This is a genomic window from Actinotignum urematis (assembly GCF_051264595.1).
GTDB lineage: Bacteria > Actinomycetota > Actinomycetes > Actinomycetales > Actinomycetaceae > Actinotignum > Actinotignum timonense_A.
Genome location: NZ_JBOZBG010000003.1, coordinates 105428 through 118739, shown reverse-complemented (window position 1 = coordinate 118739; position 13312 = coordinate 105428). Strand labels below are relative to the sequence as shown.

General features: G+C 59.3%; 8 protein-coding genes. 3 read left to right on the top strand and 5 right to left on the bottom strand.

Features of this window, described 5'->3' with window-relative positions; all coding sequences use genetic code 11:
* Window position 1 precedes the first annotated feature (1 nt).
* Window positions 2-772, top strand: coding sequence for a polyprenol monophosphomannose synthase (locus ACRQDJ_RS03045; protein WP_435717774.1), 771 nt, complete (start codon window positions 2-4; stop codon window positions 770-772).
* Window positions 773-843: 71 nt separating this feature from the next.
* Here the strand turns inward: ACRQDJ_RS03045 and ACRQDJ_RS03040 are convergent, their stop codons facing one another.
* Entirely contained in the window at window positions 844-1197 is a 354-nt protein-coding gene (locus ACRQDJ_RS03040; RefSeq protein WP_016442806.1) for an RNA polymerase-binding protein RbpA, read from the bottom strand.
* Between the two features lie 379 nt (window positions 1198-1576).
* On the opposite strand from ACRQDJ_RS03040, the gene ACRQDJ_RS03035 reads away from it, so the two are divergent.
* The gene (locus ACRQDJ_RS03035) at window positions 1577-5215 is read left to right on the top strand and encodes a S8 family serine peptidase (protein ID WP_435717773.1); all 3639 of its coding nucleotides are present in this window, start codon (window positions 1577-1579) and stop codon (window positions 5213-5215) included.
* A 376-nt stretch (window positions 5216-5591) separates the two neighbouring features.
* A complete protein-coding gene (locus tag ACRQDJ_RS03030) occupies window positions 5592-7781 on the top strand; it encodes an InlB B-repeat-containing protein (RefSeq protein WP_320753548.1) in 2190 nt (729 codons plus the stop codon).
* A gap of 243 nt (window positions 7782-8024) precedes the next feature.
* Here the strand turns inward: ACRQDJ_RS03030 and ACRQDJ_RS03025 are convergent, their stop codons facing one another.
* From ACRQDJ_RS03025 to ACRQDJ_RS03010, 4 genes are all read right to left on the bottom strand, one after another.
* Window positions 8025-8588, bottom strand: coding sequence for a MerR family transcriptional regulator (locus ACRQDJ_RS03025; protein ID WP_016442803.1), 564 nt, complete (start codon window positions 8586-8588; stop codon window positions 8025-8027).
* Between the two features lie 362 nt (window positions 8589-8950).
* The gene (gene add / locus ACRQDJ_RS03020; protein WP_284890210.1) at window positions 8951-9958 is read right to left on the bottom strand and encodes an adenosine deaminase; all 1008 of its coding nucleotides are present in this window, start codon (window positions 9956-9958) and stop codon (window positions 8951-8953) included.
* Window positions 9959-10001: 43 nt separating this feature from the next.
* Entirely contained in the window at window positions 10002-11768 is a 1767-nt protein-coding gene (locus ACRQDJ_RS03015) for an adenine deaminase C-terminal domain-containing protein (protein WP_435717772.1), read from the bottom strand.
* 53 nt (window positions 11769-11821) lie between these two features.
* A complete protein-coding gene (locus ACRQDJ_RS03010) occupies window positions 11822-13240 on the bottom strand; it encodes a purine-cytosine permease family protein (RefSeq protein ID WP_101594742.1) in 1419 nt (472 codons plus the stop codon).
* Window positions 13241-13312: the final 72 nt, after the last annotated feature.

Here is a 13312-nt window from a genome sequence, read left to right as displayed (position 1 = left end):
CGTGCACGTTCTCATCACGATTCCCACGTACAACGAGGCGGAGAATCTTCCGCGGATCATTGAGCGGGCCCGGCGGGCCGTACCCGAGGCGGATATCCTCGTGGTTGATGATAATTCACCGGACGGTACCGGGAAGATCGCAGATGAGCTGGCCGGGCGCGATGAGCACATCCACGTGCTGCACCGCACCGAAAAAGACGGGCTCGGGCGGGCCTATATCGCGGCTTTCGGCTGGGCCATGGAGCGCGGCTACAGCCACGTGGTGGAGATGGACGCCGATGGTTCGCATCATCCCGAACAGCTGCCCTTGCTGCTCGAACGCGCCGCGATGTCCGATGCGCCGGATTTGGTCATCGGTTCGCGCTACGTGCGGGGCGGGAAAATTGACGGCTGGTCCAAGCCCCGGGAGGCGCTTTCGCGCCTGGGTAACCTTTATATTCAAGGGATGCTCGGGCTGCCGGTGCGCGACGCCACCGCGGGCTACCGCGTCTACCGCACGGATATCCTCGAGCGCCTCAACCTGGACACCGTGGAAGCGCGTGGCTATTTCTTCCAGACCGATATGACGGATCACGTGGCGCGCTGCGGGGGCCATATCGTTGAAATGCCCATCACTTTTTCGGAGCGCGAGGCGGGGGAGTCGAAGCTCTCCGGCTCGGTCTTCACTGAATCCCTCAAGCGCACCACGGTGATGGGCGTCACGCGGCGGGGGTGGCAGCTGGGCAATCTCGCGAAACGCGTGGTTACTCAGCTGCGCCGGCCGCGGGACTGAGCGGCGCGGTAGTGGAGTACAGCGCCGCGAATCTGAAGCGCGCGGCCGGCACGCCGCGGAACTGAGCGCGATTAGCGATTGCGCCGCAGCCGCAGCTTGCCTTCACGCAGCAGCTCGAGGCGTTCTTCCAGCAGCACCTTGAGCTCATCTTCGTTGCGGCGTTCCAGGAGCATATCCCAGTGGGTCCGCACCGGCTTGGGTGGCTTGCGGTCGTCCACGCCTTCGCCTTCGATGAGCTCAGCTTCCACGCCGCAGCGGCAGGTCCACGCGGTAGGAACTTCGGCGTCCACCGCCATCGCCACGCCAAATTCGTGGCCGTTCTTGCAGCGGTATTTCACCTGCTGGCGGTCCACAAAAACCACATTGTCATCGGTTTCGAGCGAATTAGCTCCGATGCGCATGCCGCGCAACGAACGTTCAGCCATCGTGCTGTCCTTCCTCGCGAGCGTGTCTGCTCGCGTTACGTTTCTCCGTTTCCATATTAACGACGACGCCGCGGGCCCCGGTGGTTACGTCCCCGAATCGGGCGCCATGACGCCTTAAAGAGGGGCTGGACAGGAATCCGGCGCCCTTGCACTACTTGCCGATAATGTACATTATGTCAAAATACGCTCTGGCGGCGCCGCGCGAAGCGTATGTTGAGCCCCACCCGTCCCCTGCTCTCATTCCCTGCCTGCCGGTCGTTCACACTCTGGACTATCAATTTTGATTATTTAAGATATTCGGCAAAATTGCTGGCATGCCGTTGACCTGGGTACATATCTTCACGCTCGGGCCTGCGGTCAGTTATCAGGAAGGAAATGTATGGCTGAGCAACCACGCTGGCGCCGATTGGGCGTCACCTGTGCGTGTGCCGCACTCATGGGCGGCGCTCTCGCTCCCGCAACCGCCGTGGCCACGGAGTCGGATGGGCACGCGCCCCGCGACATCCGTGCTACGGTCGCCGCGGCGGAAAGTGATCCGAATTTCACCGGGAAATGGTTTATTGAGCTTAAGAGCGAACCTCTTATTCGCGGTGGTTCCTCCGCCCGCATCGCGGGTGAACAGCGGGAATTCACTCAGACGGTCGAAGATGACGGTGGCGAGGTAGACACCTCCTACCAGCACGTGTGGAATGGCGTGACCGTCGAAGCTGATTCGGTGGAACTCGCGCGCTACGTTAACGACGCTAATGTCATCGGTGTTTACCCGGTCCTCACGGTGGAACGGCCCGCCGAGGTGGACTCGAATGCGGAAATAAACCGCCCCGGCGAAACTCCCGATATGTATTCTGCGCGGGAGATGACTGGCGCGAGCGTGGCCAATGAAGAATTTGGAGTCACCGGCAAAGGCGTGCGCGTGGGAATTATCGATTCCGGCGTGGCCATTGATCACCCGGCCTTTGGTGGGAATGGTGTCAAGGGCGAGCGTGCTTTCCCCAATGACAAGATCGTGACCGGCTACGATTTCGTGGGCGATTCCTTTAATACCGATCGCAGTGACCCGAATTTCCAGCCGGTCCCCCACCCGGATGCTCTTCCCGATGATTGCGGAGCCGGCGGCGGGCACGGTTCGCATGTTGCCGGTATCGCCGCAGGTAATGACCCGGAAAGCAAGTTCAAGGGCGTGGCTCCCGATGCTGTGATCGGTGCTTACCGAGTGTTCGGGTGCACGGGTTCCACCAGCTCCGAAGTCATTCTTTCCGCTCTCGAACGCGCTCAGCGCGACAAGATGGACGTTGTCAATATGTCTATCGGCGCGGCTTTCGCCACCTGGCCCAACTACCCCACCGCGGTGGCATCGGAAAATCTCGTTGCCGCCGGCGTGGTCGTGACGGCTTCGCAGGGTAATTCCGGTGCGAAGGGCATTTTCTCCGGTAGTGCTCCGGCGGTGGGCCCCTCGGTTATCGCGGTGGGTTCGGTGGACAATACCCACGTACTACGCCCGGTTGTTATGTTCAACGGCGCGGCCGAGGGATTCGATAATGTAACGGAATCACCGGCGGTACCCACTGCGGGTAGGCTCGACGTCGTCGCCTATCCCGAAGGGCAAAAAACCGGTGCCGTTGATCTGCCTGGAACACCGTTTACCGGGAAAGCAGTGCTGGTCTCGCGCGGAACCTCGACCTTCTACCAGAAGGCGCGTGCCGCGCAGGACGACGGCGCCGCAGCGGTTATCATCTACAACAACCAGCCCGGTACCATCAACGCAACCATTGCCGGTAGTCCGGCCGTGACCATTCCGGTCATCGCGGTTACCCAAGAACAGGGCGAGCGCTTCGAAGAAGCCGCAGCTGCTGGAAACGCGAGCCTTGAATGGACGGACGCGAAGCGAGTGGCCGCCTCCCCCACCGGTGGGAAGATTTCCGATTTCTCCTCGTGGGGCCTGGCAGCGAATCTCCAGCTCAAGCCGGATGTAGTCGCCCCGGGTGGCAATATCTATTCCGCGTGGCCGGTCGATGATGAGGTGACGCCCTCGTGGAAGACGATTTCAGGTACCTCGATGGCTGCCCCGCACGTGGCCGGGAGTGTCGCTTTGCTCCTCCAAGCCAATCCGAAGCTCACGCCGGCGCAGGTGCGCACGGCTTTGCAGAATACCGCTGATCTGGTGACCGTGGATGGCAGCGCGGATGCCCTGAAGCTTGCCACGCACCGCCAGGGCGCCGGCCTCATCAACCTTCCTGCGGCCTTGACCGCCGTCACGGAGCCGGGCGCGAATGCCGGCGGAGTTCCCACCGCTATCACTCCCGCGAAGATTTCTCTGGGCGATTCTGACGTGCAGGAAACGACGACGCTCACCGTGCACAACGCCTCCGCAGCGCCTGTCACCTATACCTTCACGGCGGATACCCACGTGCGTGCCACCAGCGGGCCGCATGATCGTTTCACCAGCTACAACGGGACCGATGCCCAGGTGGCGATTAGCCCAGCGCAGGTAACGGTGCAGCCCGGGGCAGAAGCCCAGGTACAGGTTTCCGTGACCGATCCGACGAACGTGCCCGAGGGTGCGATCTACGGCGGCTATGTGGTGGTGCACGGCGATGATAATTCCACCTACCAGGTCCCCTTTGCGGGTCTCAAGGGCGATTACGAAAACGCCTTACAATTCCTGCACACCACGTGGAAGGTCAAGGACATCCGCCCAGATATCGCCCAAAAGCGCCCGGATCTGGCGAATCTGCTCGCCTACGATCCGCCTTCGCTGACGAAGCTCATTGCGTGCCCCAACCCCGCCACCATCTACAAGGGTGAGTGCCTGGATAAGGGTGCGCAGTACTCCAATGCTCCCAATTCCGAACTGTTCGCCTACGCCATGGACTACGCCAACGGCGCGGTTCCGGTAGTGGAATACCATATTGATTCCCCGGTGCAGAAGCTGGAGATCCGGGTCTTCCACGCGAACGAGGATGGCTCGAAGGGCGCCCCGGTTTCGGATAATAACGTGGTGCATAGTGAGGACGGTGTGGGCCGTACCGATCTGGGGCGCTTTGCCTGGGATGGCACCTACCTCGAATCTGCTTCGGCGACGACGCGCACCGCGGCCGCCCCGGGGCGCTATGTCTTCGAGTTGCGGGTCGTCAAAGGTACCGGCGGCGGAACGACTGAGCCGACCGGTGACACCCTTCCCGGCTTCACCCGCAGTGCCAGCGAAGAAACCTTCGTGACGGCGCCCTTCTGCGTCAAGGAATGCACGACGCCGCAGCCGACTCCCACGCCGGACCCGACTCCGAGCGAGAAGCCGGAACCTACCGCGCCCGCGCCGAGCCCGAGCGTCGAGCCGACAACTCCGGCTCCTGCACCGACTCCGAGCGTGGAACCTACGGTCGATCCGACCACGCCAGGCCCGGTGCCGACACCCTCGGAGGAGCCGACTGCGCCGGCACCGAGCCCGAGCGACAAGCCGGAACCCACGCCTGTTCCAGAACCGACCCCGGTTCCTACTCCGAGCACGGAGCCGACGGACGAACCCCCGGCACCCGAGCCGAGCGAAGATCCGGAACCAAGCGTGGAGCCGAGCGAACAGCCGAGCAAACCGGCCACTCCCCCGGCCTCGCACGGCAATACCTTCTTCGTCTCCAATAACTGGACGGCGACCGTTGCTTCCGTAGTGTTCTCTTACGGACGGGCTGGCGACGAAGTCTACGTGGGTGATTTCGACGGGGATGGCAAGGATACTTTCGCGGTGCGCCGCGGAAACACCTTCTACGTCCAGAACTCGCTCGTCGGTGGGAATGCTGAGCAGGTATTCTCCTACGGACGGGCTGGCGACGAAGTCCTCGTGGGTGATTTCGACGGGGATGGTAAGGATACTTTCGCGGTGCGCCGCGGAAATACCTTCCACATTAGCAACCAGCTCACCGGAGGAGATGCTGAAGCAACTCTTGCCTATGGGCGCCACGCTGATGCGGTCTTCCTCGGGGATTGGGACGGCAACGGAACGGATACCCCGGCTGTGCGCCGATAGAAAGAGTGAGATCCCCCTGTATTTTCACCTTTAAAGATTAAATGGACCCCGATGTGTCGCTACTTACGGTGACGACACATCGGGGTCCTTTGTTGCATCGCTTAAAGATAAAGCTGAGAAACATTTTCTTGGTTAGTAGCTCGAAGATCACTAAAATGAAACAACCTCGCATTTGCCAAGGTCAGAGGGATGTTTATTCCGCAAGGGCAGCGTTGAGTGCTCTCGTATTCCTCGAAATCAAATGACTCTAAACAAATACAGTAAGAACTTTGGTATTGTCATCTTGTCACTATAGCTGGTGCAAAATATCAAGTCACAGTGTCAAGAATGTGCGCGTCGAAGTGTGCCCTCGGTGGCGCTGTTGAAAGGATTGCAGATGAAACTACGGGAAGAAAAAATTGGACAGGGGGTGAATCGGCTTCGCACCATCGCCGCGGGCTTGGTTTCCGGAATTATGGTTACCGGCGCTACGCTCGGCACGGCTTGGGCTGCGCCGGATAACACCGCTCCGACCCTGGAAATACAAAACGTCACAATCGCGAGCACATATCCCTTCGATCTGAAACGCATGATCGTGAAAGCCGGGGACGCAGAAGATTCTCAGCTCGGAAGTGATGACGTTGTCGTTACGAATAAGAGTGGGTTCACGGAAGGTAAAGATAAACCTAAGTATTCCGTGTATAACGAGGTTCGGGATTACACCGTCGAATTCTCCCTCACTGATAGTGGAGGGAAGACCACCAAAGCTACAGGAACGGTAACAGTCGTTCCGAAGCGCCACCTGGAGCGCTCCCATTCGTCAGCGAATGTCCTCGGTCGGGATACTAAGTACGGGAATACCCCGACCGAATCAAATGTGGCATTCCCCGCTGATCAGCGTACGCCGTATGAATTCAAGCTGAAATACGTCGATGATGAGACGAAAGAACCCGTTTCCGGGTTGAATCTCTGGTTCGAACGCAATAGCGAGATTATCGACGGAAATAAAGGGAAATTCTTCACCACTGATGCTAATGGTGAAATCGGTTTCTCAATGACTCGTGAGGAACTTGCAGCCTATTCCGTAGCGGACCAGCCCAACAAGCATTATCTGACCGGTTATGATGCCGCGACGCATATGAGGTACCTCCAGATTTTCGAGAAGTTCAATTATTCTCCGCATCTGGTGGCCATTTATGATTCGACACCAGGCCTTCCCATCGAGAAAGCGCACTATATCTATCCGGATGGCTCCACGCAGAATTTCAATATTGGTCTGTGGGGAGAAAAGCAAAATCTGGTCAAGTTCAATGCTATCGATACCGTATACGAGATTGAGGAGGGTAGTGACTTCTATACGGGACCTCAACGGAAACAGGAAGAGGTCGATAAAGCCCAGACTAACCTAAAGAAACTCGTTGATTCGTATAGCTATTTGAAGAATTCGGGTACTAAAGAGAACCCTGATTATCAGTGGACCATCATTCTTAGCGGAAACGATGCGCCTATGTATCGCGTAGCTTCCGGTAGTGTGGATACGTCCACCCCAGGCGAGTACCAGCTCACGTTACAAGCAGGTCCTTTTGCTGATTGGATTTGGCAGGACAATGAGATGGGCCTTCGTTCCTATGCGGAAGATACCGTAAAGGTTCGGGTTGTTCCGAAGCCTGTTGTGAATTTCAAGCAGCTCCTTCCCGATGGTTCTACCAAGGCCGAATCTTCAGTTAAGGTAAGTCGTAATACTGTGGTTTCCCAGCCGGGTTTCCCGACCGTTAACACGGAAGAAAAGGGTCACGTTTTCAAGGGATGGTTCAAAGATGAAAGCTTCACACAGCCTTTCGATTTCACCACCCCGATTACGGCTGACACAACTGTGTATGGACAGTGGGCTGCCGTCGCTAAGTACACGGTTGCTTTCGATACTCGTGGCGGAAACGTCATTCCTTCCCAGCAGGTTAAAGCTGGATCTCCCGCACAAGAACCTGAGAATCCGATTAAGGAAGGTCATGCCTTCATCGCGTGGTATCTCAATGGTCATCAATATGATTTCGCTACCCCGGTTAAATCTGATATTACTTTGACTGCGGAGTGGGATCAGATTCTATACAACGTTACTTACCGTTATGACGATGGGGTAACACCGGATGGTAACCGGCAGGTACTTCATGGCAAACAGGCCGAAAATATCGCACCTCCTGTTCGGGATGGATACAAGTTCATTGGCTGGTTTAAGGACGGTCAGCCTTATGATTTCTCCACTTCAGTTACGGGTGACATTACTCTCACTGGTCAATGGGAGAAAATAACAACCAAGCCTGGTGGTGATCCGGGGGCCAAGCCTGGTGGTGATCCGGGGGCCAAGCCTGGTGGTGATCCGGGAACGAAGCCTGATGACGACCCGGGAACGAAACCGGGGACTCCCAGTCCTAATCCCACAAATTCGGGTACCGACAATGCAATCAGTTCCACTTCCGCCAAAAAGCTCGCGCATACAGGAACGGCAGCAGCTGGTGGTATTGCAGGAGTTGTACTGCTTCTTGCCACCGGCCTTGCCTTCGTTCGGTTGCGCCATTGGGATAGAAAATAACTACGGAAATTAGCCACTACGATTACGGGAAAACAGTAATGTAAACGAAGCCTCTGGAAACGAAGCTATAAAAGCTTCCTCCAGAGGTTTCGTTTACGTGGTAACGGTGCCGGGTTTCTATACTGCTGAGTGACGTTGCTCGCCAGGGTAGGAAATGAGCAAGAGCTACCTGGAGCCTTGATAATAAACGAAACAGGTCCGCTGCACTTCGGCAACGGACCTGGATGGTAAAAGAATTGTGAGTTATGCACCGCGGCGGCGCTTGGCGGCCCGCCGCTGCGCCAATTCATCCACCACTTCTTCTTCAGCGCGTTCGGTGGGAAGCTCGGAAAGCGAACCCTGGATTTCACGCCAAACCCGGCCAACCGCGATGCCGAAAACAGCCTGGCCGCCCTTGACCAGGTCGATCACTTCATCATCGGAGGTGCATTCGTAGACCGAAGCACCGTCAGACATGAGGGTGATACCGGCCAGATCTTCCACCCCGCGATCCTTGAGCTGCGCGATAGCAACCCGAATCTGCTGGAGCGATACCCCGGTATCCAAGAGGCGCTTGACCACCTTGAGCACCAGAATGTCCTTAAAAGAGTAGAGACGCTGGCTGCCGGAACCCGACGCATTCTGCACGGTAGGCGAAACAAGACCGGTGCGATCCCAGTAATCGAGTTGGCGGTAGGTGATGCCTGCTGCCTTGCAGGCAATCGGACCGCGGTAGCCGGTTTCGGCGTCAAGCTCGGGAAGAGGATCGCCGAAGAGCATCGGTTGGGTACGCCGATACGTCGCGTCCTTGGCAGTCGCGTCGCTCATAGTCTCTCCGTTTCGCAGCGTGGATTCTGGCCGGTTGCCAGTGTTAGCTACCACGATATAGCAGCCCGGCCAGCGGGTCAGCGCCCGGCGCGGCGTGTCTAAAGCTCAACTTGAGGTTTAGGGTAAGGCGCCGCGAGAAAGCACTGTTTACTACTCCCCTAGCCTACCGCATCTCCAGCCAAGATTGGCTAGTTCCCGCCACTTAAAGCCCGCGGCGCCGGCACGCTCCCACACGAGAAGCGGCCGGCGCCGTCGTTCCCACCGCGATGTGATAAACGATACACGCGATGTTATTGTGAAAATTGAGGCGATTGGGACTGCCGTCCGCGGTGCCCCGCGCCAGCCCCCAGTGCCAACCTCACCTAGCCTTCATAGGCGGCAATCTCCGCGGCGATGCGTTCCTTGAGGGAGGCCGGCGCCCAGGAAATATCCACCGCATTGCGCGCGAAACGCTTGAGGGTCTCCTTATCGACCCCGGCTTCGTCCGCCACGCGCTGGTAATTCTCCGCGATATAGCCGCCGAAATAGGCCGGGTCATCCGAATTGACGGTGACCTTGACCCCGCGCTTATCCAGCTCGGTGAGCAGCCCCACCTTGGAGCCGTCGGAAACCCAGGTATTGGAAATCGGGCAGGAGGTTAGGCCGATACCGCGGCTGGCCATGTAGTCCACCAGCTCGGGCTTTTCCAGCACATTGGTGCCGTGGTCTACGCGGTCCACCCGCACATCCTCGAGGACCTGGCGGATATGCTCGGCCGAATCGGCAATATCAACATCGCAGTGCATAGTGAGCTGATAGCCCAGCTCGCGGGCCTTGGCGAAGACGGCTGCGAACTTGGCGGGCGGGTTGCCGGTTTCATCCGAATCGAGCCCCACGCCGATAATCCACGGGCGGTACGGCAGCGATTCCAGCAGGGTCGCCATGGCGTATTCCGCCTGGAAATCCCGCAGGAAACACATGATAAGAGCGCTGTCCACCCCCAGCTGCTCGCGCGCCTCAATCTGGGCGCGCCGCAGCCCGGAGATCACGGTATGGAACTCCACCCCGCGCGAGGTATGCGCCTGCGGATCGAAGAACATCTCCACGTAGCGCACGTTCTGGCGCGCCACCTTGCGGAAATACTCCATCGCGAGGTCGTAAAAATCCTCCGCGGTGAGCAGCACACTCATACCTTCGTAATACGCGTCCAGGAAGGAAGCGAGGTCATCGAATTGGTAGGAAGCCCGCACCTCCTCCTCGCTGGCGTAGGGCAGCTCCACGCCATTGCGCGCGGCGAGCTTGAATTTGAGATCGGGTTCCAGGGTTCCTTCAATATGCAGGTGCAGCTCAACTTTGGGCAGGCCCTGCACGAAGGGCGAAATCGCGGTCATATTATTCCTTTCTGCGTGGTAACGTTCGCGCGGTCGCGCACGTTTACCGCGCTGCAATAACGGGGTCGACGACGTTGAATGTGACGCAGTCAATGAGGCCAAGATCGGTGATCGCCCAATCGGGAATCGCGGTGATGGACAGGAAGATGAGCTGGCCGAAGGGCGAATCGAGCTCCGCGCCCAGCACCTCGCGGGCGGCCCGGTCCATTTCCGCTTCGGCGGTGGCCATATCCTCGGCAACCAGGTCGGCAACAATACCGCCCACCGGGAGGGGCAGCGAGGCAATAACCTCACCGTCGCATACCGCAACCTGTCCCCCGCCCAGCCGGGTCACTTCGTTGATTGCCAGGGCGATATCCTCCGGGTTCACCCCCGCGCACACCACATTGTTATCGTCCGGGGCCGCCGAGGTGGCAATCGCCCCGCGCTTGAGGCCGAAGCCCTGAATAAAAGCAACGGGCAGGTTCGTGGTTTTGCCGTAGCGTTCGGCCACGCATACATAAATGGCATCCTGGGCGATATCGGGTTGCACCTTGCCATCCACCACCGGGAGTTCGACCTCCGCGCCGGGGCGCTTGAAAGCAACGTCCTTGGAGAGCACGATGGTGCGCACTCGCGCAGAAGTAGCCGAATCGGCAACCGGAACCGCAATGCGATCCGCGCTCACCGGGGCGAGCTTGAAAGTATCGAGCACCGTGGCGGTGCGCTGCGGGGCCTGCGGGGCCTGCACGGCGGCGCCGTTGTGCGCCACGATCCGCCCACCCTTGAGGACGGTGCGGGGCCGGAAATCTTCGAGAGAATCAACGAAGAGAACATCGGCGAAACGCCCCGGGGCGATGGCGCCAATGCGGTCATCGAGCTGGAACATCCGGGCGGTGTTAATGGTGGCCATCTGGATCGCGGTCACCGGGTCAATCCCCTTCTCAATGGCCAGGCGCACCACGTAATCGAGGTGGCCGCGGCCCAGAATATCGGTGGCGGTCACATCGTCGGTGCAGAAACCAACCCGGTGGGCCGGGGCGCCCATCTCGGTGATGAGCTTAATATTTTCCGCGAGCATGGGGGCGGCGGTGGATTCTCGGATGAGGATATTGATGCCGTTACGCATCTTCTCCAGTTCTTCTTCCGGGGAATACGATTCGTGACACAGCGTCACGCCGGAGGCCGCGTAGCCGGCAACCCGCCGCGCATCCACGAGCGGTGCGCAGCCGAAGGCGTGCAGGCGGTTTTCTTCGGCCAGGTCCATGGCGGTGAGGACTTCTTCATCGCCGTATTCCACCATTTCCTGCACGGTTTCCCACAGGCCCACGCATTCGGGCATGCGCTGCACTTTCCGGTGGTCTTCCACGGCGAAACGGTGCCCCACGGTGGATTCGGGCACCGTGTAGGGCGCCTTGGCGGGCGCGCCCCACCATACCCGCATGGAGGATTCCTCGGCTTCGGCCAGGAATTCCTGCACGCCTTCCAGGCCGGCGGATACCAGGATCTGGTCCAGGCCGGAAATCACGGAGGTGGTTCCGTAGCGGGATACCAGATCCGCGAACATGGTTACGGAAAGTTTGGAGCACTCGATGTGCTGGTGCCCGTCAATGAGTCCGGGAGTCAGGTAGGCGCCGTCGGCATCAATAACGGTGGTATTCGGGCCGCGCTGCGCGTCCACGTTCCCCACCGCGGCCACCCGCCCGTAGGCGATGGCGACGGAGGCCGGGTACGTTTCCCCGGTGAGCACGTTCACCAGGATTCCGTTATCAATAATGGTATCGGCGTGGGCGCGCCCGTAGGCGACGTCGAGAAGCTGACGATGAGGCATGGGTTCTCCTAAAAACTATGAGGGTCGGGGCGGATGTGGCTGTTGCGCGGCCCTTAGGCAGCGGTAATAAAGGCGCGGCGGGCTGCGCGTTCACGTTCACGCACCGGCCGCAGGGCCAGGTAGATGAGGGTGGAGGCGATCACGCCGGCGGGAATAGACAGATCGGGGGCCGCGGCGGGCACGTCCACGAGGAGCCGAGTAAGCGGACCCACCAGGTAACCCGAGTTCGTGAACAGCGCCGAGCAGAGCATCCCGCCCAGCAGCGCGGCCATCCCGGACCAGCGCACCCCACCGCTGCCCCAGTACGGACCGTGGGATTCAATGGCCAGGCCGGACAGGTGGTAGGTACCGCGCCGTGCCACCCAATCGAGCAGATACACGGTCACCCAGGGCGCCAGCCAGATACTCAGCGAGGCCGCGAAAGCGTTGAGGAGGCTGTAAAAAGCTTCTTGCTGGATCGCGAAAATGCAGATGGCCACGCAGATGAGGCTGTCGATGCACACAATCACCATGCGCGGCACGTGGATACCGGCCGTCTGCAAATTCAGGCCCGAGGAATAGAGGTTGGTGCCGTTTTGAAGCAGCAAACCGACCATCACCAGGATGAGGAAGGGCACCGCGAAGGCCGGGCTGAGGATGGCCGGGACGGCCAGCGGATTGGACAGCTCCACCTCCGCGGGAACCGCCACGGTTGCCATCGCTGCTCCGAGAGTCTGGAGTAGTACGTAGGGAATGAACCCGCCCAGCGCCGCCCAGGTTCCCACCGCGAGGGGCGAAGAATCAGCGGGCAGGTAGCGGGAGAAATTCGCACCGCTCGGCGCCCAAGACAGCCCACCCGAGACAATAACGAGCGAGGTTGCGGAAATTAGGGTGAAAAGCGAATCGGTGCCCGCCGAGGCACCCGGTGCAGCTTGCGGAATAATGAGGGCCGCCAGCACGAGAAAAGCCACCGTGAAAATCATGGTTGCGTATTTTTGCGCTGCCATGAGAATCCGGTGGCCAAGAAGGGGAAGAAGAAGCTGAATCCCTGCAAGAAGAACGACGACGGCAATCTGCCCGCCGCCCTCTAGGGCAATGCCCGCGCGGGCGAGGAGTGCCTCACAGGCGTAGTAGACGAGAATGAGTCCCCCGGCTTCGAAGCCGATGAGCATAAGCCAGGACAGCACCCCATTAATACGAGCCCCGCGGGTACCGAGTGATGCCCGCGAAATGGTCATCGTGGTGGTACCGGTGAGCGGCCCTTGAATGGAGGTTAGCGCGAGAAGCGGATAGGCAATAACGTTGCCGATCACAATAACGGCGAGTGCCTGGGTGAATGAAAGTCCGTACAGTAGCACCAGCATGGCGCCGTAGGACACGGTAAAAATATTAGTGGTTGTGCCCGCCCACAGGAAGAAAAGATCGCGGGGGCGACCGTACCTTTCCCGGGGAGAAACAAGGTCAATACCTTGGGTTTCCACAGAACCTGACATTAATTGTCTCCTGCTAGTTGAGGTGCCCAGCATGACCTGGGTTCGGTTCAATCGATATGAAGTTGTACTACC

What these genes read in the sequence shown, in the direction of transcription:
- ACRQDJ_RS03015 (WP_435717772.1), bottom strand. Translation starts at nt 11,768, where the DNA reads ATGCCTCATCGTCAGCTTCTCGACGTCGCCTACGGGCGCGCCCACGCC.
- ACRQDJ_RS03035 (WP_435717773.1), top strand. Translation starts at nt 1,577, where the DNA reads ATGGCTGAGCAACCACGCTGGCGCCGATTGGGCGTCACCTGTGCGTGT.
- add (WP_284890210.1), bottom strand. Translation starts at nt 9,958, where the DNA reads ATGACCGCGATTTCGCCCTTCGTGCAGGGCCTGCCCAAAGTTGAGCTG.
- ACRQDJ_RS03030 (WP_320753548.1), top strand. Translation starts at nt 5,592, where the DNA reads ATGAAACTACGGGAAGAAAAAATTGGACAGGGGGTGAATCGGCTTCGC.
- ACRQDJ_RS03010 (WP_101594742.1), bottom strand. Translation starts at nt 13,240, where the DNA reads ATGTCAGGTTCTGTGGAAACCCAAGGTATTGACCTTGTTTCTCCCCGG.
- ACRQDJ_RS03025 (WP_016442803.1), bottom strand. Translation starts at nt 8,588, where the DNA reads ATGAGCGACGCGACTGCCAAGGACGCGACGTATCGGCGTACCCAACCG.
- ACRQDJ_RS03040 (WP_016442806.1), bottom strand. Translation starts at nt 1,197, where the DNA reads ATGGCTGAACGTTCGTTGCGCGGCATGCGCATCGGAGCTAATTCGCTC.